22 protein-coding genes are annotated in these 26,320 nt (G+C 60.7%); 16 read left to right on the top strand and 6 right to left on the bottom strand.

The window, feature by feature from the left end:
* Positions 1–88 precede the first annotated feature (88 nt).
* The 8 genes from AC1Q5O_RS20120 (at position 89) to AC1Q5O_RS20155 (ending at position 9,109) form a co-directional block, all read left to right on the top strand.
* On the top strand, positions 89–1,399 hold the full coding sequence (locus AC1Q5O_RS20120) for an ABC transporter substrate-binding protein (RefSeq protein ID WP_223612290.1): 1,311 nt from the start codon (positions 89–91) through the stop codon (positions 1,397–1,399).
* Positions 1,400–1,500: 101 nt separating this feature from the next.
* Complete coding sequence (locus tag AC1Q5O_RS20125) at positions 1,501–2,373, top strand: carbohydrate ABC transporter permease (RefSeq protein WP_105738108.1); 873 nt, start codon at positions 1,501–1,503, stop codon at positions 2,371–2,373.
* A 4-nt stretch (positions 2,374–2,377) separates the two neighbouring features.
* Positions 2,378–3,208, top strand: coding sequence for a carbohydrate ABC transporter permease (locus tag AC1Q5O_RS20130; protein ID WP_105738106.1), 831 nt, complete (start codon positions 2,378–2,380; stop codon positions 3,206–3,208).
* A gap of 42 nt (positions 3,209–3,250) precedes the next feature.
* Positions 3,251–4,249, top strand: a complete 999-nt coding sequence (locus AC1Q5O_RS20135) for an ABC transporter ATP-binding protein (protein WP_464662263.1) — start codon at positions 3,251–3,253, stop codon at positions 4,247–4,249.
* Position 4,250: 1 nt separating this feature from the next.
* The gene (locus tag AC1Q5O_RS20140) at positions 4,251–5,027 is read left to right on the top strand and encodes an L-iditol 2-dehydrogenase (RefSeq protein ID WP_492565427.1); all 777 of its coding nucleotides are present in this window, start codon (positions 4,251–4,253) and stop codon (positions 5,025–5,027) included.
* Positions 5,028–5,102: 75 nt separating this feature from the next.
* The gene (locus AC1Q5O_RS20145; RefSeq protein ID WP_492565428.1) at positions 5,103–6,581 is read left to right on the top strand and encodes a mannitol dehydrogenase family protein; all 1,479 of its coding nucleotides are present in this window, start codon (positions 5,103–5,105) and stop codon (positions 6,579–6,581) included.
* 223 nt (positions 6,582–6,804) lie between these two features.
* On the top strand, positions 6,805–7,491 hold the full coding sequence (locus AC1Q5O_RS20150; protein WP_492565430.1) for an HAD family hydrolase: 687 nt from the start codon (positions 6,805–6,807) through the stop codon (positions 7,489–7,491).
* 34 nt (positions 7,492–7,525) lie between these two features.
* Positions 7,526–9,109: an FGGY-family carbohydrate kinase gene (locus AC1Q5O_RS20155; protein ID WP_492565431.1), complete on the top strand. Its 1,584-nt coding sequence runs from the start codon at positions 7,526–7,528 to the stop codon at positions 9,107–9,109.
* 16 nt (positions 9,110–9,125) lie between these two features.
* On the opposite strand, the gene polA is transcribed toward AC1Q5O_RS20155, so the two are convergent.
* Both polA and AC1Q5O_RS20165 read right to left on the bottom strand, forming a co-directional pair.
* Positions 9,126–12,110: a DNA polymerase I gene (gene polA, locus AC1Q5O_RS20160; RefSeq protein WP_492565433.1), complete on the bottom strand. Its 2,985-nt coding sequence runs from the start codon at positions 12,108–12,110 to the stop codon at positions 9,126–9,128.
* Between the two features lie 60 nt (positions 12,111–12,170).
* Positions 12,171–12,776: a YdeI/OmpD-associated family protein gene (locus AC1Q5O_RS20165; protein ID WP_492565435.1), complete on the bottom strand. Its 606-nt coding sequence runs from the start codon at positions 12,774–12,776 to the stop codon at positions 12,171–12,173.
* 377 nt (positions 12,777–13,153) lie between these two features.
* Here AC1Q5O_RS20165 and AC1Q5O_RS20170 point away from each other — a divergent pair, with 377 nt between their 5' ends.
* Both AC1Q5O_RS20170 and AC1Q5O_RS20175 read left to right on the top strand, forming a co-directional pair.
* The gene (locus tag AC1Q5O_RS20170; protein WP_492565437.1) at positions 13,154–14,542 is read left to right on the top strand and encodes a M20/M25/M40 family metallo-hydrolase; all 1,389 of its coding nucleotides are present in this window, start codon (positions 13,154–13,156) and stop codon (positions 14,540–14,542) included.
* 14 nt (positions 14,543–14,556) lie between these two features.
* Positions 14,557–15,174, top strand: coding sequence for a ribonuclease D (locus tag AC1Q5O_RS20175; protein ID WP_223612280.1), 618 nt, complete (start codon positions 14,557–14,559; stop codon positions 15,172–15,174).
* A gap of 17 nt (positions 15,175–15,191) precedes the next feature.
* Here the strand turns inward: AC1Q5O_RS20175 and AC1Q5O_RS20180 are convergent, their stop codons facing one another.
* Together AC1Q5O_RS20180 and AC1Q5O_RS20185 are read right to left on the bottom strand one after the other, a co-directional pair.
* Complete coding sequence (locus AC1Q5O_RS20180; protein WP_492565440.1) at positions 15,192–16,319, bottom strand: acyltransferase family protein; 1,128 nt, start codon at positions 16,317–16,319, stop codon at positions 15,192–15,194.
* A gap of 365 nt (positions 16,320–16,684) precedes the next feature.
* The gene (locus AC1Q5O_RS20185; protein WP_464662275.1) at positions 16,685–16,882 is read right to left on the bottom strand and encodes a hypothetical protein; all 198 of its coding nucleotides are present in this window, start codon (positions 16,880–16,882) and stop codon (positions 16,685–16,687) included.
* A 196-nt stretch (positions 16,883–17,078) separates the two neighbouring features.
* Here AC1Q5O_RS20185 and AC1Q5O_RS20190 point away from each other — a divergent pair, with 196 nt between their 5' ends.
* The 6 genes from AC1Q5O_RS20190 to AC1Q5O_RS20215 all read left to right on the top strand — a co-directional run bounded on the left by AC1Q5O_RS20190 (position 17,079) and on the right by AC1Q5O_RS20215 (position 23,344).
* On the top strand, positions 17,079–19,274 hold the full coding sequence (locus AC1Q5O_RS20190; protein ID WP_492565442.1) for a transglycosylase domain-containing protein: 2,196 nt from the start codon (positions 17,079–17,081) through the stop codon (positions 19,272–19,274).
* A gap of 194 nt (positions 19,275–19,468) precedes the next feature.
* On the top strand, positions 19,469–20,314 hold the full coding sequence (locus tag AC1Q5O_RS20195) for a transporter substrate-binding protein (protein ID WP_492565443.1): 846 nt from the start codon (positions 19,469–19,471) through the stop codon (positions 20,312–20,314).
* 67 nt (positions 20,315–20,381) lie between these two features.
* Positions 20,382–21,044: an amino acid ABC transporter permease gene (locus AC1Q5O_RS20200; protein WP_223612274.1), complete on the top strand. Its 663-nt coding sequence runs from the start codon at positions 20,382–20,384 to the stop codon at positions 21,042–21,044.
* A gap of 4 nt (positions 21,045–21,048) precedes the next feature.
* The gene (locus AC1Q5O_RS20205; protein WP_105738078.1) at positions 21,049–21,711 is read left to right on the top strand and encodes an amino acid ABC transporter permease; all 663 of its coding nucleotides are present in this window, start codon (positions 21,049–21,051) and stop codon (positions 21,709–21,711) included.
* 12 nt (positions 21,712–21,723) lie between these two features.
* Positions 21,724–22,494: an amino acid ABC transporter ATP-binding protein gene (locus tag AC1Q5O_RS20210; RefSeq protein ID WP_223612272.1), complete on the top strand. Its 771-nt coding sequence runs from the start codon at positions 21,724–21,726 to the stop codon at positions 22,492–22,494.
* A gap of 100 nt (positions 22,495–22,594) precedes the next feature.
* Complete coding sequence (locus tag AC1Q5O_RS20215) at positions 22,595–23,344, top strand: SDR family NAD(P)-dependent oxidoreductase (RefSeq protein WP_130268458.1); 750 nt, start codon at positions 22,595–22,597, stop codon at positions 23,342–23,344.
* A 197-nt stretch (positions 23,345–23,541) separates the two neighbouring features.
* On the opposite strand, the gene xylA is transcribed toward AC1Q5O_RS20215, so the two are convergent.
* On the bottom strand, positions 23,542–24,852 hold the full coding sequence (xylA, locus tag AC1Q5O_RS20220) for a xylose isomerase (RefSeq protein ID WP_346305971.1): 1,311 nt from the start codon (positions 24,850–24,852) through the stop codon (positions 23,542–23,544).
* Positions 24,849–26,303: a xylulokinase gene (xylB, locus tag AC1Q5O_RS20225; RefSeq protein ID WP_492565446.1), complete on the bottom strand. Its 1,455-nt coding sequence runs from the start codon at positions 26,301–26,303 to the stop codon at positions 24,849–24,851. Before xylB ends, xylA begins: the two co-directional genes overlap by 4 nt.
* Positions 26,304–26,320 lie beyond the last annotated feature (17 nt).

Genomic DNA, 26,320 nt, shown 5'->3' on the forward strand with positions numbered 1-26,320 from the left:
ATCGATTGCCTCTTGACTTGTTTCGGGATTGTGTGAGTATTTGCCCATAAGACAAGCAATTGCTCATAACATTCACGGGAGGAATGAGATGTTAACGAGAACGCTTCTGCTCGGCGCTGCGTCAGTTCTGGCCATGGCGAGTTTCGCCAATGCCGAAACGCTGACCATTGCCACGGTCAACAATGGCGACATGGTTCGCATGCAGAAATTGACCGACGACTTCACCAAGAAAAATCCCGACATCAAGCTGGAGTGGGTCACGCTCGAAGAAAACGTGCTGCGCCAGCGTGTCACCACCGATATCGCCACCAAGGGCGGCCAGTACGACATCATGACCATCGGCACCTATGAAGTGCCGATCTGGGCCAAGCAGGGCTGGCTCTTGCCGCTCGACGGCCTTGCCAAGGATTACAGCAAGGACGACCTCCTGCCGGCGATCCGCGATGCGGTTTCGGTGGATGGCAAGCTCTATGCCTCGCCGTTCTACGGCGAAAGCGCTATGGTCATGTACCGCAAGGACCTGGCTGAAAAGGCCGGTGTGACCATTCCGGAAAAGCCGACCTGGGACCAGATCGCCGAAGCGGCGAAGAAGATGACCGACAAATCAACCGAGACCTACGGCATCTGCCTGCGCGGCAAGGCCGGCTGGGGCGAGAACATGGCGCTGCTGACCGCAACCGCCAATTCGTTCGGCGCGCGCTGGTTCGATGAAAAGTGGCATCCGCAGTTCGACCAGCCGGAATGGAAGCATGCGCTGAAGTTCTATGTCGACCTGATGAAGGAAGCCGGACCTCCCGGTGCATCCTCCAACGGCTTCAATGAAAACCTCGCGCTGTTCCAGACCGGCAAGTGCGGCATCTGGATCGATGCGACGGTGGCCGCGTCCTTCGTGACCAACCCGAAGGAATCCAAGGTTGCCGACAAGGTGGGCTATGCGCTCTTCCCGACCGGCGGCGTTGAAAACCACGGCAACTGGCTGTGGGCTTGGAACCTCGGCGTTCCCGCCGGCACCAAGAAGGCGGAAGCCGCGCAGAAGTTCATCTCCTGGGCGACCGACAAGGCCTATACGGAACTCGTTGCATCCAAGGAAGGCTGGGCCAACGTTCCTCCGGGCACGCGCACCTCGCTCTATGCCAATGCCGAGTACCAGAAGGCCGCGCCTTTCGCCAAGATCACGCTCGATGCGATGACCGCCGCGAACACCAGCAAGCCGACCATCAAGCCGGTGCCCTATACGGGCGGCCAGTTCGTCGCCATCCCTGAATTCCAGGGCATCGGCACCGCCGTGGGCCAGCAGTTCTCCGCTGCGCTCGCCGGTTCGATGAGTGTCGACCAGGCCCTGCAGGGTGCCCAGGCGCTGACCACCCGCGAGATGACAAAGGGCGGCTACATCAAGTAGAATCCTCCTGGCTCCGGACGGCTTCCGACGCGAATGTCGGATGCCGCCCGGGCCTCCTTTTGCATTATCGTTTTTGATAATTATCGTATCGGAACCTGACCATGGCTACGCTTCAGACACGTGCAACGGCCCGTATCATGATGTCGCCCGCCGTCATCCTGCTCTTCCTGTGGATGATCGTGCCGCTTGTCATGACGCTGTACTTCTCGTTCCTGCGCTACAACTTGCTGATGCCGGGGACCGAGGAATATATCGGCTTTCTCAACTACCAGTATTTTCTGACCGATCCCGCCTTCTTCACCGCGCTTGCCAATACGCTCATTCTGGTTGGCGGGACGCTGCTCATCACCGTCATCGGCGGCATTCTTCTGGCGCTGGTGCTGGATCAGCCGTTCTTCGGCCAGGGCATCGTGCGGCTTCTGGTCATCGCGCCGTTCTTCGTCATGCCGACGGTTTCGGCGCTGGTGTGGAAGAACATGCTGATGCATCCGGTCAACGGCCTGTTCGCCTGGATTGCCCGCCTGTTCGGCTTTCAGCCGATCGACTGGTTCGCGCAGATGCCGCTGTTTTCGATCATCCTCATCGTCGCCTGGCAATGGCTGCCCTTCGCCACGCTCATTCTCCTCACCGCCCTGCAATCGCTGGATGGCGAGCAGAAGGAAGCCGCCGAAATGGACGGCGCCGGGGCGATCTCGCGCTTCATCTATCTGGTGCTGCCGCATCTGTCGCGGGCGATCACCGTGGTCATCCTGATCCAGACGATCTTCCTGCTCAGCGTCTTCGCCGAGATTCTGGTGACGACCAATGGCGGACCGGGCATCCAGACGACCAACATCACCTATCTCATCTATATGCAGGCATTGCTGCAGTTCGACGTGGGTGGCGCATCCGCCGGCGGTATCGTCGCGGTGGTCCTTGCCAATATCGTCGCTTTCTTCCTCATTCGCCTCATCGGCAAAAATTTAGAGAGGTAGGATTATGGCCCGCGCAACCACGACACGCAGCAAAGTCATCTTCACCGTCATCGGCTGGACCATCGGTTTCCTGATCTTCTTTCCGATCCTGTGGACGTTCCTGACCAGTTTCAAATCGGAGGGAGCCGCGGTGGCAACGCCGCCGCAGTTCCTGTTCTTTGACTGGACGCTGGAAAACTACCGCGAGGTGCAGAGCCGTTCCGACTACTTCAAGCATTTCACCAATTCCGTGGTGATTTCGGTGGGGTCGACGCTGATCGGCCTGGCGCTGGCCATTCCCGCCGCCTGGGCCATGGCCTTCTCGCCGACCAAGCGCACCAAGGACATCCTGATGTGGATGCTGTCCACCAAGATGATGCCGGCGGTCGGCGTGCTGGTGCCGCTCTATCTGATCTTCCGCGACTGGGGCCTGCTCGATACGCGTCTTGGTCTTGTCGCCGTCCTGACCATGATCAACCTGCCGATCATCGTCTGGATGCTCTACACCTATTTCAAGGAAATCCCCGGCGAGATTCTCGAAGCGGCCCGCATGGATGGCGCGTCGCTGATGAAGGAGATCGTCTATGTGCTGACGCCCATGGCCGTCCCCGGCATCGCCTCGACCATGCTGCTCAACATCATCCTGGCATGGAACGAGGCTTTCTGGACACTGAACCTGACCGCCGCCAACGCCGCGCCGCTCACCGCCTTTATCGCATCCTACTCAAGTCCCGAGGGCTTGTTCTGGGCCAAACTCTCCGCCGCATCCACCATGGCCATTGCCCCCATCCTGATCATGGGCTGGTTCTCGCAGAAGCAGCTGGTGCGCGGCCTGACCTTCGGCGCAGTGAAATAGGTTTCAGTCTTTGGCGCAGCCAAAAGAGATGGGAAGAATATTATGGGAAGCATTACACTCGAAAAAGTATCCAAGTCATTTGGAACCACCTCGGTCATTCCGCACATCGATCTTGAAATCAACGATGGCGAGTTCGTCGTGTTTGTCGGCCCGTCCGGCTGCGGCAAGTCCACGCTGCTGCGCATGATCGCCGGTCTCGAGGACCTGAGCGGCGGGCGCATCATCATCGACGGCAAGGACATGTCGAGCGAGGCGCCGGCCAAGCGCGGCCTGTCCATGGTCTTCCAGTCCTATGCGCTCTACCCGCATATGACCGTCTACGGCAACATCGCCTTTCCCCTGAAAATGGACGGGCAGGAAAAATCCGTTATCGACAAGAAGGTCAAGGACGCCGCGCATATCCTCAACCTCACCAACTATCTCGACCGGCGTCCGGGCCAGCTCTCCGGCGGCCAGCGCCAGCGCGTTGCCATCGGCCGGGCGATTGTCCGCCAGCCGAAGGCGTTCCTCTTCGACGAACCGCTGTCCAACCTGGATGCGGCGCTGCGCGGCAATATGCGGCTGGAGATCAGCGACCTGCACCACCAGCTGAAGACGACGATGATCTACGTCACCCACGACCAGGTGGAGGCCATGACCATGGCTGACAAGATCGTCGTGCTGAATGCCGGGCGCATCGAACAGGTGGGCTCGCCCATGGAACTCTACCGCAGCCCCAAAAACGTGTTTGTCGCCGGGTTCATCGGCTCGCCGCGCATGAACCTCATCGAAGGTGCGGAAGCCGCCAAGCACAATGCAACGACCCTTGGCGTCCGCCCGGAACATATCCGCATCTCCGCAACGGAAGGTGCCTGGACGGGCAAGGTTGGCGTGACCGAACATCTCGGTTCCGACACCTTCATCCACACCCAGATCGACGGCATCGGTCAGGTGACCGTGCGCACCGACGGGGATTTTGACTCTCAACACGGCCAGCCGATTTTCCTCACGCCGGATCCGGCGCGGCTGCATCGATTTGGCGCGGACGGACAGGTGATTTGACATGAGCAGACTGGCAGGCAAGACGGCATTCATTACGGGATCGGCACGCGGCATCGGCCGGGCCTTTGCGGAGGCCTATCTCAAGGAAGGCGCCGCCCAAGTGGTGATTGCCGATATCGATCTGGCGCGCGCGCAGCAGACCGCGGCGGAACTCGGCAAGGGCGCGCACGCGGTCAAACTGGATGTGACGGACCAGGCTTCCATCAACGCCGCCGTCAAGGAAACCGTCGACCTGTTCGGCGGCATCGACATTCTCGTCAACAATGCGGCGCTGTTCGATATGTCGCCGACTGTCGAGATTACCCGCGCCAGCTATGAAAAACTGTTCGCCGTGAATTTCTCCGGCACGCTGTTTACGCTTCAGGCCGTGGCCAAGGCGATGATCGCGCGCGGCAAAGGCGGCAAGATCATCAACATGGCGAGCCAGGCCGGGCGCCGGGGTGAGGCGCTGGTCGCCATCTATTGCGCCACCAAGGCCGCCGTCATCAGCCTGACCCAGTCCACGGGACAGGACCTGATCAAGCACAGGATCAATGTCAATGCGATTGCACCGGGTGTTGTCGATGGCGAGCACTGGGCCGGGGTCGACGCGCTCTTTGCCAAGTATGAAAACCGGCCGCTCGGCGAGAAGAAGCGTCTGGTCGGCGAGGCGGTTCCCTATGGCCGCATGGGCACGGCGGAAGACCTGACCGGCATGGCGGTTTTCCTCGCCAGCAGCGACAGCGATTACGTGGTGGCGCAGACATACAATGTCGATGGCGGCAACTGGATGAGCTGAGCGAAAGCCCGGCTCCTGCTGCGCCCTGAAAACGGGCGCAGACGCAGCTTCATTTGAAAAAAGGGGTTAGGCCCGATGACTGTTAAACTTTCCAAAAGCGCGCTGTCGCAGCTTCCAGCCAACGTCGCTGTACCCGGCTACAGGCAGGCCGATCTGACGGCCGGCATCGTCCATTTCGGTATCGGCAATTTCCATCGCGCCCATCAGGCCGTCTATCTCGACGATCTTTTCAACGCCGGCAGCGACCATGACTGGGCGATCGTCGGCGCCGGGGTCCTGGCGTCGGACGAAACCATGCGGCAGAAACTGCGGGAACAGGACTGGCTGACCACGGTGGTCGAACAGGACAGCGGTCATCGCACCGCGCGCGTGACCGCATCGATGATCGACTACCTGAAACCGGGTGAGACGGAAAATACCATCGCGCGGCTGGCCGATCCGAAAATCCGCATCGTGTCGCTGACCATCACCGAAGGCGGTTATTTCATCGATCCGGCCTCCGGCGTCTTCAACCCGCAGCATCCGGCGATCGTGGCTGACGCCGCCAATATCGGTGATCCCAGGACGGTGTTCGGTCTCATCCTCGCCGGACTGATGCGCCGCCGCGCCGAGGGCACGGCGCCTTTCACGGTGATGTCCTGTGACAACATTCCCGGCAACGGGCATGTCACCAGCGATGCCGTCAGCGGTCTTGCGGCGCTTGTCGATGCGGATCTGGCCAAATGGGTGAAGGCCAATGTCGCCTTCCCCAACAGCATGGTCGACCGCATCACCCCGGCAACCTCCGACCGCGAGCGCGGCATGCTTGCCAGCGATTTCGGCGTCGAGGACAATTGGCCAGTGTTCTGCGAACCGTTCAAGCAGTGGGTGCTCGAGGACCATTTCCCGACCGGCCGCCCGGCACTGGAAAAGGTCGGCGTCACCTTCGTGAGGGATGTTGCGCCCTATGAGCTGATGAAAATCCGCATCCTCAATGGCGGCCACGCGACCATTGCCTATCCCGCAGCACTGATGGACATTCACTTCGTGCATGAAGCCATGGAGGAACCGCTGATCCGCGGCTTCCTCGGCAAGCTCGAACGGGAAGAGATCATTCCCGTTCTCCCGCCGGTGCCCGGCATCACCTTCGAGGAATATTACGACCTGATCGACCGGCGGTTCTCCAACCCGAAGATCGGCGATACGATCCAGCGCCTGTGCCAGGACGGGTCCAACCGCCAGCCCAAATTCATCCTGCCGACCACGGCGGACCGTCTGAAAGCGGGCAAGAGCATCACCGGCCTGTCGCTGGTTTCCGCGCTCTGGTGCCGGTTCTGCGAGGGAACGACCGATAGCGGTAAGCCGACGAATTATCTTGACGCCAACGCCGAGCGGTTGAAGGTGGAAGCGGTGAAGGCCAGAAGCGATCCCGGGGCATTTCTGGCGATGAGCGATATTTTCGGCGATGTCGGTACGTCGCCCATCTTCGCCCAATCGTTTTCGCGAATTTTGAAAACCCTTTGGGACAAGGGTGCGCGCGAGACATTGAAACTCTATCTCAACGATCAGCTGTGATGGTGCGAACTATGTTCATTTCACCCCCCTCTGGGCTGCCGCCCATCTCCCCCACAAGGGGGGAGATCAGCCTTCATCGATATTCCCACCAATCTTTGGCGTTAGAATTTGAGCGAAAGCATTCATGTCAAGGTGATCTCCCCCCTTGTGGGGGAGATGTCCGGCAGGACAGAGGGGGGTATCTACAGTATAAATATCCTTCACTTGTGGCTGGCCACGCGCAATGACAACTCCCGCTCTTGTCATTTTCGATTGCGATGGTGTCCTCGTCGACAGCGAGCCGATCTCCATTGCTGTCCTGCTCGACATGATTTCCCGGAGCGGCACGACGCTGTCCGAGGAAGAGGCCTACGAGATGTTTCTCGGGCGGAGCATGGCGACGATCAGCAAAATCCTGCATGAGGATTATGGTTTTGCCGCCAGCGCGGCCGACCTGGAGGATATGCGCGCCAATCTCTACGCACGGTTCCGCGCCGATCTGAAACCGATTCCCGGCATAGCCGAGACGCTCAATCGGCTCGATCTGCCACGCTGCGTTGCCTCGTCGAGCCAGCCTGACCGGATTCGCCTGTCGCTCAAACTGACGGGCCTGCTCGATCTGCTGGAGCCGAATATTTTCAGCGCCACCATGGTCAAGCACGGCAAGCCGGCGCCGGACCTGTTCCTGCATGCGGCGCAGGTCATGAACACGCCGCCGGAAGACTGCGTGGTCATCGAAGACAGTCCTGCGGGTATCGAAGCCGCCAAACGGGCGGGCATGCGGGTCTTCGCCTTCACCGGCGGCACCCATGCGCGCGGCGGCCGGCTGGAAGCAGCGCTTGCGTCTCTCGAGCCAGACCTTATATTCGGCGACATGCTGGAATTGCCCGGCCTGTTGTCATCACTGCAGGCCCGAACAGACGTTCATTAGAGCGTTCCGGTTCACGACAAGCCGGAAGGTTCGAATGCCAGATTTTGTATGTGCTGTGGATGTGGGAACGGGAAGCGCCCGGGCGGGCATTCTTGATATCAAGGGCAATCTTCTGGGGCGGGTGGAACACCCGATCCTGATGAATCGCCCGCTGCCTGACCATGCCGAGCATGATTCGGAAGACATCTGGAAGTCGGTCTGCATCGCGGTGCAGGGCGCGGTCGCGGCATCCAAGGTCGATCCGTCCGATATCACCGGCATCAGTTTCGACGCCACCTGCTCGCTGGTTGTGCGCGACAGGGATGGCAAGCCGCTGACTGTTTCGACAGGCGGAGACAACCGCTGGGACACGATCGTCTGGCTGGATCACCGGGCGCTCGACGAATCGGATGAATGCACGGCAACGGGCCACGACGTGCTCAAATATCTCGGCGGCGTCATGTCGCCGGAAATGCAGACGCCAAAGCTGATGTGGCTCAAGCGGCATCTGCCCAACTCCTGGGACAAAGCCGGATATTTTTTCGACCTTGCCGATTTCCTCAGCTGGAAGGCGTCGGGATCGCTCGCACGGTCGCAATGCACGATCACCTGCAAATGGACCTATCTGGCTCACAAGGAACCGGGCTGGCAGAGCGATTATCTCAAAGATGTCGGCATCGGCGACATGGTCGAGCGCGGCAGCCTGCCGGAGCGGGCAAGCCCGGTGGGGACCGATGTCGGGCCATTGACGCCGGAGGCTGCCAAGGCGCTGGGCCTTACCACGCGCTGCCATGTGGGCGCGGGGCTGATCGATGCCTATGCCGGGGCGCTCGGTGTGCTTGGTGGCTTCGCCGGCGATCTCTCGCAGATCGACCGGCATCTGGCCTTGATTGCCGGGACCTCCAGCTGTCTGATGGCGCTGTCGCAGGAGCCGATTTCGTTCAACGGCGTCTGGGGTCCCTATTACGGCGCGGCTCTGCCGGATTGCTGGCTGAGTGAGGGTGGGCAGTCGGTTTCGGGCGCGCTTCTCGATCACATCATCCGCTGGCACGGGGCTGCGGGCGAGCCCAACGCCGCCCTGCACAAGAAGATCACCGACCGCGTCATGGAACTGCGGGAAAAGGAGGGGCTCGATCTGGCCGGCCGCCTGCATGTCCTGCCGGATTTTCATGGCAACCGCTCGCCGCTGGCTGACCCGCATGCGGTGGGCGTCATCAGCGGCCTGACGCTGGACGCCTCCTTTGACAGCCTGTGCCGCCTCTACTGGCGCACCTCCGTCGGCATTGTCCTTGGCGTGCGGCATGTTCTCGATGCGCTTAACGAGCGCGGCTACGCCATCGACACCATGCATGTGACAGGCGGGCACACCAAAAACCCGCTGCTGATGGAACTCTATGCGGATGCCACGGGCTGTACGGTCATCACGTCGGCTGCTGAAGACGCCGTGCTGCTCGGCACAGCAATGGTCGCGGCAACGGCGGCCGGGCTTTACCCGGATCTGCCCGCCGCCTGCATGGCGATGAAACAGGGCGGGCGCCCGCGCCAGCCCGAACCGAAGGCGCGCCAGCGCTTTGACCGGGATTACCGCATTTTCCTCGAAATGCATGCCCAGCGCACAGTGCTGGATTCCATGCAGTAGGCCCCAGCTTCCGGTTCTAGTGCGCTTCGTCCCAATTGTGTGCGGCGCGCGCATCCACCTGCAACGGTACGGACAGGGAAATCGCCGGCATGGCGGCATTGACCATGATCTCGCGAATGATCGGAATGGTCGCGTCGACTTCGCCTTCGGCGGTTTCAAAGATCAGTTCGTCGTGCACCTGCAACAGCATGCGGGCCGAAAGCTTTGCCTCGTTGAGCGCCGGTTCCATGCGCACCATGGCGCGGCGGATGATGTCGGCGGCCGAACCCTGGATCGGCGCGTTGATCGAGGCACGCTCGTTGAAGGCGCGAACCTGCGGATTGGAGGAGCGGATTTCCGGATAATGCGCGCGGCGTCCGAAGATGGTTTCGACATAGCCGTTCTGCCGGGCAAAGGCCTTGGTCGCCTCCATATAGTCCTTGATGCCGGGGAAGCGCTCGAAATAGGTGCGGATATATTGCCCGGCTTCTTCGCGCGGAATCGACAGCTGGTTGGCAAGGCCAAAGGCAGAAATGCCATAGATGATGCCGAAGTTGATCGCCTTGGCGCGGCGGCGCACTTCCGAGGGCATGTCCTTGACCGGAACGCCGAACATTTCCGATGCGGTCATCGCATGAATGTCGATGCCATCGGCGAAGGCCTGGGTGAGCTGGGGAATCTCGGCGACATGCGCCAGGACCCGCAGCTCGATCTGGCTGTAGTCGGCGGAAATCAGCTTGTTGCCCGGCGCGGCGATGAAGGCCGTTCGGATCTTGCGGCCCTCGGCTGTGCGCACGGGAATGTTCTGCAGGTTCGGTTCCGACGAGGACAGCCGCCCCGTGGAGGTCGCGGCCATGGCGTAGGATGTATGCACCCGCTTGGTATCGGGATGGATATAGCCGGGCAGGGCGTCCGTATAGGTGGATTTGAGCTTGGTCAGCTGGCGCCAGTCGACGATCTTGCGCGGCAGTTCATGCCCTTCCGCCGCAAGGTCTTCCAGCACCTGTGCCGATGTCGACCACTGTCCGGTCTTGGTCTTCGAACCGCCGGGAAGGCTCATCTTGCCGAACAGGATGTCGCCCAGCTGTTTGGGTGAGCCGATGTTGAGCTTTTCCCCGGCAAGCTGGTAAATCTCGTGCTCGATGGCAGCCGCCGCCTGCGCCAGATCGCCGGAAAGCCGCGACAGGATTTGCCGGTCGACGGAAATGCCGCGCTCTTCCATCCGCGCCAGCACGGCAACGAGCGGGCGCTCCAGCCGTTCATAGACCGAGACAAGCCCATCCTCGACCAGACGCGGCTTGAGCAGGCGCCACAGGCGCAGGGTGACATCAGCATCTTCGGCGGCATAGGCGGTGGCGCGGTCGATATCGACCATATCAAATGTAACCGATGACTTACCGCTGCCGGCCACATCCTTGTAGGCGATGGGCGTGTGGCCCAGCCAGCGCTCGGACAGGGCGTCCATGCCATGGGTGCCTTCACCCGCATCGAGCACGTAGGAGATCAGCATCGTATCATCGAAGGGGTGCGGATCGATGCCGTAGCGGTGCATGACCAGCCAGTCATATTTCATGTTGTGCGCGATCTTGAGCACCGAACGGTCCTCGAGCAGCGGCTTCAATACGCGCAAGGCATCGTCGAGCGGAATCTGTCCTTCGACGGTGCCACCGCCGAGGAGATCACCATTGCCGGACTTGTGGTTGAGCGGGACATAGGCGGCGTGCCCCGGCCGGATGGCCAGGGAGAAACCCACCAGCTCGGTCTGCATCGGATCGAGCGAGGTGGTTTCCGTGTCGAACGCCACCAGTCCGGCTTCGGTCGCCTCATCGATCCAGAGTTGCAGCGTGGCAAGATCGCGGATGCAGATATAGGCTGTCGTGTCGATCTTCGAAGCCAGCGCTTCGTCGCCGCGCGCCTTGATCAGGTCGGCGGGCAGCATGACGCCGGTATCCGATTTGTCCTGTGGCTTCTCGGTCGTTGAAGCGGGAGCAGTTCCGTCAGGGATTTCAACGTCCGGTCCGTGTGCCTCGGCGACAGTGTCCACCGCGACCTCGGATGGTTCGATGGCGGCGGCATCGATGCCCGTCGCTTCGGCGGCACGCCGGGTGAGGGAGGTGAACTCCATGGCCTTGAGGAAGGCGACCAGCTTCGGTCCATCCTGCGGCTCAAGCCCGAAGTCATCAAGCCCGACATCGATGGGGGTATCGGTCTTCAGGGTGACAAGCTGGCGTGAGATAAGCGCCTGTTCGCTGAACGCAATGATGTTTTCGCGGCGCTTCTGCTGCTTGATTTCACCCGCACGGGCGAGCAGCGTATCGAGATCGCCGAATTCTTCCAGAAGCTGCGCAGCGGTCTTCGGCCCGATGCCGGGAATGCCGGGAACATTGTCGGTGGAATCGCCGGTCAATGCCTGCAGGTCGATCATCTTTTCCGGCGGCACGCCCCATTTCTCGACGACGTCGGGAATGCCGATCTGCTTGTCCTTCATGCTGTCATACATCGACACCAGCGGGGTGACGAGCTGCATCAGGTCCTTGTCGGAGGAGATGATGGTGACTTCCGCGCCGGCGGCTTCCGCCATCCGCGCATAGGTGGCGATGAGATCGTCCGCCTCGTAGCCTTCCTTTTCGATGCAGGGAAGGTTGAAGGCCTTGGTGGCCTGGCGGATCAGGCCGAACTGCGGAATGAGGTCCTCCGGCGGGGCCGAACGGTTTGCCTTGTATTCCGGATAGATTTCCTTGCGGAAGGTGTTCGACGAATAGTCGAAGATGACGGCGAAATGCGTCGGCGTCACCCGGACCGAGGTGTCCCTGGCTTCCCGCAGCAGCTTCCACAGCATGTTGCAGAAACCTGATACCGCGCCCACCGGCAGGCCATCCGATTTGCGGGTGAGGGGCGGCAGCGCATGATAGGCCCGGAAGATATAGCCGGAGCCGTCGACGAGAAAGAGATGATCACCTTTTTTCATGGTGCCTACGATTAAATGATCATCCCGCAAAAGGAAATGATCTGTCTTTCCCATGCACCGAAAGATCGCGGGATAGCCGACTCCTCCTGACAAAATCCGCCGGGCCGCCGCAGCTTATCGGGAGGGTTTGGCCTTCTGCGGATGGATGGTTTCGCCGCGCTCCAGCATGGCAACGAATTTTTCGATGCGCTGCAGGCGTGTCTCGGGTTTCTTGGCATCGTTGACACGGTAGATGATGGCGTAGCGGTTCGCGCTGCTCAATGTCCCGAACATCTGCTTCGCCTCGGCATTCGCGTCGAGGGCTGCCTGCAGATCGTCGGGTATCGTGGCCTTGCCTTGCGAAAGATACGCCTTGTCCCAGCGTCCATCGGCCTTGGCGCGTTCGATTTCCGCAAGGCCGAAGGGGGTGATGCGACCCTGTTCGATCAGCGCGCGTGCGCGCGTGCGATTGATGTCGGACCAGCGGCTTGCGGCCTTGCGCGGCGTGAAGCGGATGAGCCAGTGGTCTTCATCGAATGCATCGATCTGACCGTCGATCCAGCCGTGGCAGAGCGCGCCATCGATCGCATCCTGTTTGGACAGGCTTTTGATCCGCGCGGTCTTCTTGGAAAATTTGAGCCACGCGCCCGGCGATGCCGCATGGTTGGCTGCCAGCCACGCCTCCCAGTCTGCGCCTGCCGGAAAGAACAGAACCGGCAATTCTGTCGTTGCTTTCGTCATGGAACTCGCCTCCGCTCACGACAGCTTTATGCCGGATCAGACGGGCCTTGAACATATCACTTATGCATCACGCGTTTGTTACAAAGATGTAATGTTCCGTGCCCTTGAATTGCCATGGTTTGAGGCCCAAATCCTAGCTGTCGACGATAGATCGATGTCCGGGATTTAAGGCTCGTCCCCCGCCTGCCCCGGACTTGCGGTGACCTCATCCCCCCTCTCCGGGTCGCCGCATCTGAGTGTAGTGATCTGGTCGCCTGTGGTCCCCCCGCCACGGCGGCCATTTCTTTTCCGGCTCCACTTTTTTCTGCCGCTTCCCCGAAAATGGGCTAAGAAGAACTCCCTTCACGAATCCCGGTCCAACAAATTCAGGAATTACCATGTCAGCGCTTGAACCTGTCTTGAACGCCCTTGATGCCAATCTGGATAAAAGTCTGGAGCGGCTGTTCGAACTGTTGAAGATCAAGTCCATCTCCACCGATCCGGCATTCAAGGCCGAATGCCGCAAGGCTGCCGAGTGGCTGGTCGCCGATCTGAAGACCATCGGTTTCGACGCCAGCGTGCGCGACACGCCGGGGCATCCGATGGTTGTGGCGCATCATGAGGGGCCAAGTGCCGATGCCCCTCATGTCCTTTTCTATGGCCACTATGACGTGCAGCCGGTTGATCCGCTCGAACTGTGGGAAAACGATCCCTTTGCCCCTGCCATCAAGGATATGGGCGATGGCCGCAAGATTCTGACCGGCCGCGGCACGGCCGATGACAAGGGCCAGCTGATGACCTTCGTCGAAGCCTGCCGCGCCTACAAGGAGGTGCATGGCAAGCTGCCGGTCAAGATTTCCATCCTGTTTGAAGGAGAGGAAGAGTCGGGATCGCCGTCGCTGAAGCCTTTCCTCAATGCCTGCAAGGACGAGCTCAAGGCCGACTTCGCCCTCGTGTGCGATACCGGAATGTGGGACAGGCAGACCCCGGCGATTTCCGTCGGCCTGCGCGGGCTGGTCGGCGAGGAAATCGTCGTCAAGGCAGCCGATCGCGACCTGCATTCCGGTTCCTTCGGCGGTGCGGCGGCAAACCCGATTCACATTCTCACGAAGATTCTCGCCGACCTGCACGACGAAACCGGTGCCGTGACCATTCCCGGCTTCTATGACGGTGTCGAGGAAACCCCGACGCAGATCCTGCAGACCTGGAACGGACTCGGCTGCACGCCGGAAAACTTCCTCGGCCCCATCGGCCTTTCCATTCCTTCGGGTGAAAAAGGCCGTTCCATCCTGGAACTGGTCTGGGCGCGCCCGACCGCCGAGATCAACGGCGTGATCGGCGGTTATACCGGACAGGGCTTCAAGACTGTCATTGCCGCGCAGGCATCGGCGAAAGTGTCGTTCCGCCTCGTGCACAAGCAGAACCCCGCCAAGATCCGCGAAGCCTTCCGCGCCTTTGTACGCGAGCGCGTCCCTGCCGACTGCTCTGTGGAGTTCCATGAGCATGGCGGCTCGCCCGCCATCCAGCTGTCCTATGACTCGCCGCTGCTGGCCAAGGCCAAGACTGCCTTGAGCGACGAATGGCCGAAGCCCGCCGTGCTGATCGCCATGGGTGGATCGATCCCGATTGTCGGCGATTTCCAGAACATGCTGGGCATGGAATCGCTGCTCGTCGGCTTCGGGCTTGAGGACGACCGCATCCATTCCCCCAACGAAAAATACGAGCTGAATTCCTTCCACAAGGGCCAGCGTTCCTGGGCACGCATTCTTGACGTGCTGACGAAATAAACCGGAGAGATTTGATGACCATCCGCTTTCACCGCAATGATCTGCCCGACCTTGCAAACTATCAGGTCAATGCCGTTGCCATTGATACGGAGACGCTGGGGCTGAACCCCCATCGCGACCGGCTGTGTGTTGTGCAGATTTCACCCGGTGACGGCTCGGCTGATGTCATCCAGATCGACAAGGGGCAGACATCCGCCCCCAATCTGGTGAAACTTCTTGGTGATGCCGCCATCACCAAGATTTTCCATTTCGGCCGGTTTGATCTTGCCGTGCTCTATCACGCCTTCGGTGTGATGCCGCAGCCGGTCTTCTGCACCAAGATCGCCTCGCGCCTGACCCGCACCTACACGGACCGGCATGGCCTGAAGGAGATTTGCAGCGAATTGCTGGATATCAACCTGTCCAAGCAGCAGCAGTCATCGGACTGGGCGGCGCCGGAACTGTCGCAGGCTCAGCTGGAATATGCGGCATCCGACGTTCTCTACCTGCACCGGCTGAGCGCCATCCTGATCGAGCGCCTGAAGCGTGACGGACGGGCGGAAGAGGCGGCTGCCTGCTTCCAGTTCCTGCCGACGCGGTCCAAGCTCGATCTGATGGGCTGGGACGAACAGGATATTTTCGCCCACAGTTAAACGGAAAACGGCTCCTGCTATTCCGCAGAAGCAAGCGCGCCCCTGCCTTGCGGTGTGGGCGCGCGGTCGATATGCGCCCATTGCGGCCGTTTGAACAGGAACCGGCCATAGCCGGTCCATTGCACCAGCCCATAAAGGATCACCGGCCCCAGGACGCCGCTGACGACGGTCAGGAGCGAAATCGTGCCGATATCCGTGATGACGCCGGATTTGAGCAGGATGGTTCGCGCCACCGCCATGGGCAGGAAGAAGGCGAGGTAGACAACAATGGAATGGGCGCCGAGCCAACGCAAAGCACGCACAAGCCATTGTGCAGCGGGTGCCGAGCCCAGTCGCGCCATCAATGCCGAGACCGAAACAATGGCCAATGCCCCGGCAAAACCGGCAAGCAGCGAGATGATGGGTACATTGCTCCAGCCGCCGAGCCCGCCGGATGTATAGGCCTCCAGCGGTATCCAGGCGGCAAAGGGTTGCGATGCCGGGTGAAACACCAGCCAGCCATTGGCGAGCGCCCATACACCGAGGATGGCAAGGGCGGTGAGCGGCCGTTGCCGCAGCCATTGCGCCAGGTCGAAAATGATGGGTGCAAAGGCATAGCCGGCAAAGAAGAAGACATAGCGGCTGCAGAATTCGTCTAGGACCAGCCATCCCGTATGGATGGGGACGGTTTCAAGCGCGGCGGCAATGGCGAGGATGATCCAGACATTGACGGATCTGACGAGGCGCGTGACGACAAAGAACACCGGCAGCAGATAGATGAACCACAGGGTTCCGAACGGCTGGATGAGGGCAAGGAGATAGGCGCCGACAGCGCCGCCGGGGCCGCTCTCGGCAATAATGCCAGGTGCCTTGAACAGGAACTGGATCGTCAGCCACAGCAGGTAGAAATAGGCGAAATGGATGATCTTGCGGTCGGCATAGCGCAGCCATGGGCGGTCGATCACCAGTCCGAGAAACAGGCCCGAGATCAGGAAGAAGTCCGGCATGCGGAATGGCTGGGCAAACGACACGACCGGATGCATCCAGCCGCGGGCGCCGGCATCGTCCTCGACGCCAAGCACCGAGTGCATCATGACGACAAAGATGATGCAGATACCCTTGGCGATGTCGACCCAATCGACACGTGTTTTTTCGCCCGTGCTCATCGTTGCTTTGTTCCCCCGCGTTTTACTCTCTTTGATACGCGATATTTCAAAACGGGAAGTAAAATTCAGGTGATGCGCGCAGAAATGACTGTCGGATCACGTCTTCGAAGGGCCGATTGCCCCGGAAAGACCCGGTTGCTGCATCCGGATACAAAAATGCCGGGCAGAAGCCCGGCGAATTGTGAACGCAAATGCGTCCAGAGGGGAACACGCAACGAGCGAAAAATGGGAGGAGAACCGCTCGTTACGCACCACCAAAATATGCCTGCCGCGTTTAATTTTCAAGGGCGCAAGAATAATAATCTTTTCGCGCGCCAAGATTTGACAGAAAACGACAGCGGCGCTGCGGCGGCCTGAACGCGGTTTCAGTTGACGGCGGCAGCCGCCGGGGCGGGCGCGCCGGTCGCGTCGAGAGGCTCCTTGCACGTCCCGTGACCGCGCAGCTGGCAGCCGCCGAGGCGATACTGTGCTTCGGATTCGGGCGAGGGATTCAGTCTGGCAATGGCACCGCCACCGCAACCGCCGAGGATGATCGCAGCGCAGGCAAGGACCACAAATCGCATTTTCCACTCCATTCCTAATGAGCGGGAAGCTAACGGTCCGGCGCGGATTTCTCAAGCGCGAACCGAACCGCTCGCTTTCACACATGCTCAGTTTGATGCCATCGGCCAAATTTAACCGCACCTTAAATCGCCGCATTTACCCTGCAACGCGTCGCGAAGGATTTTGCGGCACCGATTGGGGCGGGTATTTCAGTCAATGGCACCACGTGACAAGGGCAGGCAGCGCATCGAGCCGGGGTTCAGTTCGGACCGCCGTTCCGATGACGACGACATGCGCGCCGACCCGGAGGACAGACCCGTGCGAAGCCAGAAGCGCCGGACCTCATCGCGCAAACCCGCCAAGTCAAGGCGCGGCCGCTCCAGCCGCCGGCAGGGTGGCGGTTTCCTGGGTCTCATCCGCCGCACCATCTACTGGTCGTTTGTTCTGTGCATCTGGGGTGGTATCGCCGTCGCGGGCACGGTGATCTATTTCGCCGCCAAGATGCCGCAGACCACCACCTGGACGATCCCCGACCGCCCGCCCAACGTCAAGATTGTTTCGGTCGAAGGCGACCTCATCGCCAATCGCGGCGCCACCGGCGGCGAGGCGATCGGCCTGCACCAGATGTCGCCCTACCTGCCGCAGGCGGTGGTGGCGATCGAAGACCGCCGCTTCTATTCGCATTTTGGTGTCGATCCCGTCGGCTTCGTCCGCGCCATGGCGACCAATGTGATCTCGGGGCGCCTGGTGCAGGGCGGTTCGACCATCACGCAGCAGCTGGCGAAGAACCTGTTTCTGACGCCGGACCGCACGCTGGAGCGCAAGGTCCAGGAAGTCCTGCTCGCCCTCTGGCTGGAGCACAAATACTCCAAGGACCAGATTCTGGAGATGTATCTGAACCGGGTTTATCTCGGTTCGGGTTCCTATGGCGTGGCCGCGGCCTCGCGGCGCTACTTCAACAAATCCGCGCACGACGTCAATCTGTCGGAAGCGGCTGTCATTGCCGGCCTGCTCAAGGCGCCTTCGCGCCTGTCGCCGGCGCGCGATCCGAAAGCCGCCGTCGAGCGTTCCCAGCTGGTGCTGGCGGCCATGCGCGACCAGGGCATGATCGGTGACAAGGAGCTGACCGTTGCCATGAAGCAGCCGGCGACCCGCGCGGCCGCCTATTGGAGCGGCTCCGAGCATTATGTCGCCGACCGGGTGATGGAGGAGTTGCCCGAGCTTATCGGTGATGTCCGTGCGGATGTGGTTGTCGACACTACCGTCGATCTCGGCCTGCAGAAGCTGGGAGAAGCCTCGATCCGCGATCTGATCCAGAAGAACGGCGACCGGCTCAATGTTTCGCAGGGCGCGCTGGTCTCCATCGATGGCACCGGTGCGGTGCGGGCGCTGGTGGGCGGCTATGACTATGCCAACAGCCAGTTCGACCGCGCCAGCGAAGCCAAGCGCCAGCCCGGCTCCACCTTCAAGCCTTTCGTGTATCTCTCCGCATTGGAGCAGGGGCGCACGCCGGAATCGGTGCGCAACGATGCGCCCATCCGGATCGGCAACTGGACGCCCGGCAACTACAACGGCAAATATTTCGGCAAGGTGACGCTGGCGGAGGCGCTGGCCCGGTCGCTCAATTCGGTATCCGCCCAATTGGTCATGGAAGTCGGCCCCAGCACCGTTGTCGATACGGCGCATCGCCTGGGGATCGTTTCGAACCTCAACGCCAATGCCTCGCTGGCGCTTGGGACCTCGGAAGTCACGCTGCTCGAACTCACCGATTCCTTCGTGCCCTTTGCCAATGACGGCTACAAGGCGCCGGTCCATCTGGTTCGCCGCGTCACCACGCATGAAGGCAAGGTGCTGTATGAATTCAAGAATCCCAAGCAGGAGCGGGTGATCAGCGAGCGCAATGTCGGCATGATGAATGCCATGCTGCGCCAGACCGTCGAAAGCGGCACGGCGACGAAAGCCAAATTCGGCTGGCCCGCTGCGGGCAAGACCGGCACCAGCCAGAATTTCCGCGATGCCTGGTTCATCGGCTACACCTCGAACCTGACCACGGGCGTGTGGTTCGGCAATGATGACGGCAAGCCGACCAAGAAGGTCACCGGCGGCGCACTGCCCGCGCTGGCCTGGAAGGAATTCATGGTCGCCGCGCACAAGGGCGTGCCCGTGGCGGAGCTTCCCGGCAATTACCGCGTCAATGAAACCGTCATCGACGGCAACGATGCCTTGCCCGGCGCGGATGTTCCGGCGGCCGAAGGTGTGCCATCGGCCCAGCTCAATCCGGGCGGGCCGGTTCCGCCGGTCGGGCTGGACGATCAAACCGGATCGACCCATCCGACGCCGCCGGCCGGCGTGGGCGGCAATGGCCAGAAGCCGCGCAAGACCACGCTCTTCGACCTGATCATGGGCAACTGACCGGCAAACGGTCCGGTCCGTGCTTCCCTTCGCTCCCATACAGCTTCTGACCCCCCCCCTGTCGCGGCGATTCCAAATGTCGCTTGACAAGTCGCGACTCTTGTCCTCGTATTATGAAAATCCATTATTAGATATTCTATTCCATAGTAATGGATTAAAACATAATATTCGCTTGACGGATAGGGGAACGAAAAATGTCTAAAGTATTCTACGCGACGGTCGCTGTGGCCGCGCTGCTCGCATTGCCGTTCAATCAGGCTTTCGCGCAGGGCAACAAGAGCAAGCTCGATGAGGTGCTGGCCCGCGGCCATCTGGTTGTCGGCACCGGCAGCACCAATGCGCCATGGCACTTCAAGGGTGCTGACGACACGCTGCAGGGCTTCGATATCGACATGGGTCATATCATCGCCAAGGCGCTGTTCAGCGACCCCAGCAAGGTCGAGTTCGTCAACCAGTCTTCCGATGCCCGCATTCCCAACATCACCACGAACAAGGTGGATATCACCTGCCAGTTCATGACGGTCACTGGGGAGAGGGCACAGCAGATCGCCTTCACCATACCGTACTATCGGGAAGGTGTCGGGCTGATGCTGAAGGCCGACAGCAAATATGCCGACTACGCCGCGCTCAAGGCGGCGGGTTCTGCGGTGACAATCTCGGTGCTGCAGAATGTCTATGCCGAATCGATGGTGCATGCGGCCCTGCCGGAGGCCAAGGTCGACCAGTATGAATCGGTCGATCTGATCTACCAGGCGCTGGAATCCGGCCGTGCCGATGCGGTCGCCACGGATCAGTCATCGCTTGCCTGGTACATGACCCAGAACAAGGATCGCTACAAGGATGCCGGCTACGGCTGGAATCCGCAGACCTATGCCTGCGGTGTCAAGCGCGGCGATCAGGATTGGCTGAACTTCGTCAACACGGCGCTGCATGAGGCGATGACCGGTGTCGAGTTCGATACCTATGCGAAATCGTTCAAGACCTGGTTCGGCAAGGACCTGACGCCGCCGCAGATCGGCTTCCCCGTCGAATACAAGTAGTCAACCGGCGGCTCCAGGGTTGTCTGGAGCCGTTTCTCCTTGTCTTGCGATAACGGGGACATTGTTCATGGGCTATACGCTGAATTTTGCTGCCGTCTGGCGCAGCTTCGATGACCTGCTGTTGGGGCTGGCGCTCAGCCTTGCGCTTGCCTTCGGCTCCATCCTCATCGGCGCCGTCATCGGGCTGTGCACGGCTTTTGGTCTGATATCCAAAAACGGCCTGATAAAGCGTCCGGCCGGGGTCTACGTCTCCATCATCCGCAACACGCCGATCCTCGTGCTCGTGCTGTTCACCTATTTCGCGCTGCCCCAGTGGGGTTTGCGCCTGGGCAAGATCGAAAGCTTCGTCTTCACGCTCGCCCTCTATTCCGGTGCCTATCTGGCGGAGGTGTTCCGCGCCGGACTGCTGTCGATCCCCGCCGGCCTGCGCGAGGCCGGCCTCGCCATCGGCCTGACGGAAATGCAGATACGCACGTCGATCATCGCGCCGCTGATGTTTCGCAATATCCTGCCGTCGCTCGGCAGCACGATCATCTCGCTGTTCAAGGACACGTCGCTGGCCGCGGCCATCGCCGTGCCGGAACTGACGTTCGAAACGCGCAAGATCAATGTTGAAACCTTTCGCGTCATCGAGACATGGATGGTGGCAAGCTGCCTCTACGTCTTTACCTGTTCGATCCTGGCTGCGCTGATGCGCATTGTCGAACGCCGTCTGGCCTTGCCGAGGTGATGTGATGGATATTGTTCATTTCGCGGATGTTCTCTGGCTGGCGCGCTGGCCGATCCTCAAGGGTATCGGCGTCACCCTGTCGATTTCGCTGCTGGCGATCTGCTGCGGCACGCTGCTCGGGGTTGGTGTTGGTCTGGCGCTGACCTATGCCAGGGCACCGCTGCGCTGGATCGTGCGCGGCTATACGGATTTCATCCGCGGCACACCGGTTCTTGTGCTGGTTCTCGCCAGCTATTACGTGCTCGGCACCATCGGCCTTGACCTCGGGCCGTTCCAGGCGGGCATTCTGGCGCTCGCCGTCTTCTGCAGTTCGCATGTGGGGGAAATCGTCCGGGGGGCGCTGCAATCCATACCAAAGGGGCAGACGGAAGCCGCCAAGGCGATCGGCCTGACCTTTCCGCAGACCTTCGCCTATGTGCTCGGTCCGCAGGCGCTGCGCCAGGTGCTGCCGGCCTGGGTCAACACGTCAGCCGAAATGGTCAAGGCATCGACGTTACTGTCGATTATCGGCGTGGCCGAGCTGCTGCTGCGCACGCAGGAACTGATTTCCAGAACCTTCATGAGCCTCGAATTCTATTTCTTCGCCGGCTTCCTGTATTTCGTCATCAACTATGCCATCGAACGTTTCGGCCGCTACGTCGAACGCAAGATGGCGGTTCCATCCTAAGGGGATTCCGGGATGCCAGACAATCTTCTTGAAATCCGCAACCTGCACAAGAGCTATGGCGAGGTGGAAGTCCTCAAAGGCGTCGACTGCAGCATGAAGCAGGGCGATGTCGTCAGCATCATCGGGTCGAGCGGCTCCGGCAAGACCACCATGCTGCGCTGCATCAACATGCTGGAAGAATTCCAGGGCGGGTCGATCAGCATAGACGGTCAGGAGATTGGTTATGAGATGGTCGGCGGCCAGCGCCGGCGCAAGAAGGAGAAGGAAATCGCCCGCCAGCGTGCCCTGACCGGCATGGCTTTCCAGCAGTTCAACCTGTTCCCGCATATGAGTGCCGTTCACAATGTCATGCTTGGCCTGGTCAAGGTGAAGAAGCTGGACAGGGACGAGGCGCGCACCATTGCGCTGAAATGGCTGGATCGTGTCGGCCTGCTCGCCCGTGCCGATCATTTTCCCGGGCAATTGTCCGGCGGCCAGCAGCAGCGTGTCGCCATCGCCCGCGCCATTGCCATGAATCCCCGGCTGATGCTGTTCGACGAAGTCACCTCGGCGCTCGATCCGGAACTGGTGAACGAGGTGCTGCAGGTGATCAAGACATTGGCGCAGGACGGCATGAGCATGCTGCTTGTCACCCACGAGATGCGCTTTGCCTACGAGGTCTCCAACCGGGTGATCTTCATGAACCAGGGGCTTATCGGCGAGGAAGGCAACCCGCGCGACATGTTCCACAAACCGCAGAGCGAGCGTCTGGCCGAGTTTTTGAAGACGTCGAGTTTTTCCTGAATTTCGCGATGTTTGTTCGCAGGCACACGTCAAAATACCGGCGTGCACAGTTCCCTTTGGACGGCGCTTGCTCTATGGCTCATGCAAACGGAGTTTTCCCATGAGCAGCGATGAAGCACGCAAAGTCCTCGTCTTGACTGGCGCAAGCCGTGGCATCGGCCACGCCACGGTCAAGCGGTTTTCCCGCGCCGGCTGGCGCGTCATCACCTGCTCGCGGCAGGATTTTTCCGATGATTGTCCCTGGCCTGCCGGTCCCGACGATCATATCAAGGTGGATCTCGCCGATCCCGCCGATGTGGATCATGCCGTCCTGGAAATTCGCCAGAGACTGGAGATCGAAGGCGGCAAGCTGCATGCCCTGATCAACAATGCCGGTATCTCGCCCAAGAATCCGGGCGGTGACCGGCTGGATTCGATCGAAACACCCATGCACACATGGTCGACCGTGTTTCAGGTGAATTTCTTCGCACCCATCATGCTGGCGCGCGGCCTGTTCAAGGAGCTGGAAGCGGGCAAGGGTTCGATTGTCAACGTCACCTCCATCGCCGGAAGCCGTGTGCATCCCTTTGCCGGAACGGCCTATGCGACATCGAAGGCTGCACTGGCATCCCTGACCCGGGAAATGGCCTCGGATTTCGGCCCGCACGGCATTCGCGTCAATGCGATCGCGCCGGGCGAGATCGACACGGCAATCCTGTCGCCGGGCACCGACAAGCTGGTGGAACAGCTGCCGCTGCGCCGTCTCGGCAAGACCGCTGAGGTTGCCGAGACGATCTATTTCCTGTGCTCCGAGGCATCGTCCTATGTGACCGGCTCGGAAATCCACATCAATGGCGGCCAGCACGTCTGATGCTTGAAGGGGGAATGGCTGTGAACACCCCCCTCTGTCCTGCCGGACATCTCCCCCACAAGGGGGGAGATCACATCGACATCGACATTTTTACTTGTTTTGCGAGGTCTCAGAACTGGTCGAAATCGTAATGCAGGCTGATCTCCCCCCTTGTGGGGGAGATGGGCGGCAGCCCAGAGGGGGGTAAAAACACTCCCTCAAACGTAGCGGTTGACCACGTTCTCCAGATATTCCTGGCGGCCGGAGCGCGGCTGCGGCTGGATCTTCTTGTCCTCGACATGCTTGGCGATATCCTCGAGCGACAGCTTGCCCGACAGCATGGCCTGTGCGTCAGGCTTGGCCCAGCCCGCATAGCGCTCCTCGACAAAACCGGTGAGGGCCTTGTCCTCGACCATCTTCGCCGCTGCCTTGAGGCCGCGGGCGCAGGTATCCATGCCGCCGATATGGGCGATCAGCAGGTCCTGCGGATCGAGCGACTGGCGGCGCAGTTTCGAGTCGAAATTGGTGCCGCCCGTGGTGAAACCGCCGGCTTTGAGGATTTCATAATAGGCCAGCGCCACCTCGGGCACATTGTTGGGGAACTGATCCGTATCCCAGCCGGACTGGTAATCATTGCGGTTCATGTCGATGGAACCGAAAATGCCGAGTGCTGCAGCGGTTGCCAGTTCATGTTCAAACGAATGACCGGCAAGGATGGCGTGGCCCTGTTCGAGATTGACCTTGACCTCGTTCTCCAGGCCAAAGCGCTTGAGGAAGCCATAGACTGTCGCCGCATCGTAGTCGTACTGGTGCTTGGTCGGCTCCTGCGGCTTCGGCTCGATGAGGATCGCGCCCTTGAAGCCGATCTTGTGCTTGTAGTCGACGACGAGGCTGAGGAACCGGCCCATCTGGTCGAGTTCGCGCTTCATGTCGGTGTTGAGCAGGGTCTCGTAGCCTTCGCGGCCGCCCCAGAGCACGTAGTTCTCGCCCTTCAGTTTCTGCGTGACATCGATACAGGTTTTCACCGTCGCAGCCGCATAGGCGAAGACATCGGGATCGGGATTGGTGGCTGCACCGGCCATGTAGCGCCGGTTGGAGAACAGATTGGCGGTGCCCCAGAGCAGCTTGGTGCCAGTCTTTTCCATCTTGCCCGCGAAATAGTCTGCAATCTCGTAGAGGCGCTTGTTGCTTTCGGCGAGAGTCTCGCCTTCCGGACGGACGTCGGCGTCGTGGAAGCAGAAATACGGTGCGCCCAGCAGCGAGAACATCTCGAAAGCCACGTCGGCTTTCAGCTTCGCGCCCTGCATCGTGTCATTGAACCACGGGCGTTCGAAGGTCTGGCCGCCGAAGGGATCGCCGCCCGGCCAGGTGAAGGAATGCCAGTAGGCGACCGCAAAGCGCAGGTGGTCTTCCATGCGTTTGCCATTGATCAGCTCTTCGGGATTGTAAAAACGATAGGCAAGCGGATTGGTGCTGTCCGGCCCCTCATATCTGACTGGTTTGATGTCACCAAAAAATCCGCTGCTCATGATTGAACTCCCTTTAATGCTGGATAGAGGTTGTGGTAGCGCCGGTAGGCGATGTCGAAATCGGCGGTGAGACCCTTGTCGGGCTCGATGGTCTTTTCCGTTGCGGGCTGCGTGCAGATGGCACGGGGATCGGCCTTTTCCGCTGCGATGAGGCCAAGCCTTGCGGCACCAAAGGCTGCGCCGAAATCCCCGTCGGCAGGCACGTCGACGGGAATGTCGAGCGCCGTGGCAATGGTTTTCAGCCAGTAGGCGGAACGCGAGCCGCCGCCGACGGCGGTCACCCGGTCAAGCCTGGTGCCCGCACTGGCAAGCGCATGCAGGCAATCGCGGAAGGCAAAGGCGACGCCCTCAAGCACTGCCTGTGTCAGGCTCGCCCGGTCGCTGGCATGTTCCAGTCCCTGGAACGAGCCGCGGATGGCGGAATCGTTGAGCGGCGTGCGTTCCCCGGAGAGATAAGGCAGGAAGGTCACGCCGGAAGGGGCTCGTAAATTGTCACCCAATTCGTCGGTCAGTTCCGCCGGCTTGCGCGCGGTGATGCCGGCATACCAGTTGAGCGCATCGGTGGCGGAGAGGATCACACCCATCTGGTGCCACGTGTCAGGGAGGGCATGGCAGAAGGTGTGAACGGCACTCGCCGGGTTGGGCAGATAGGCATTGTTGGCGGCAAACAGCACGCCGGATGTGCCGAGCGAGACGAAGGCATGGCCTTCCGCCACGGTGCCCATGCCGCAGGCGGAAGCGGCATTGTCCCCGGCGCCGCCGGCAACAACCACCCCGCTGCCCATGCCCCAACGCGTGGCCAGATCGGTCTTGAGCGTGCCGGAAACGTCGGTTCCCTCGACGAGGGATGGCATGTGGCTCCCGTCGAGTCCGGATGCGCCGAGCAGCTCGTCCGACCAGGCGCGCTTGCCGACATCGAGCCAGGATGTTCCCGCCGCATCGGACATTTCGGAGACGTGTTCGCCGGTCAGCCAGAGCCGCAGATAATCCTTCGGCAGCAGCACCCGCCGCAGTTTTGCGAAAATCTCCGGCTCGTTGTTCTTCACCCACATCACTTTCGGCGCGGTAAAGCCGGGAAAAACAATGTTGCCGCTGAGCGCGCGAAAGATCGGGTTGCCGTCGAGTTCGGCTGCTTCCGCATGGCTGCGCGTGTCGTTCCACAGCATGCAGGGCCGGAGCACGCTGTCATTGCCGTCAAGCAGCGTTGCGCCGTGCATCTGGCCGGACAGGCCGATGCCTTTCACAGCAGCCAATTCTTTGGGATGACTGGCCTTCAGTGCGGCAATGGCATCTTCGGTCGCGCGTATCCAGTGCGCGGGGTCCTGCTCGGACCAACCGGAATGCGGCCGTGAAACATCCAGTGTTCCTGTGCCGGAGCCAATGACGGATTGCTTGTCGTCAATCAACAGCGCCTTGACGCCGGATGTGCCTAAATCGAGACCGAGATACATGGAGGATCCTTTGAAAT

It is taken from the genome of Phyllobacterium sp. MT110 (genome assembly GCF_058792715.1).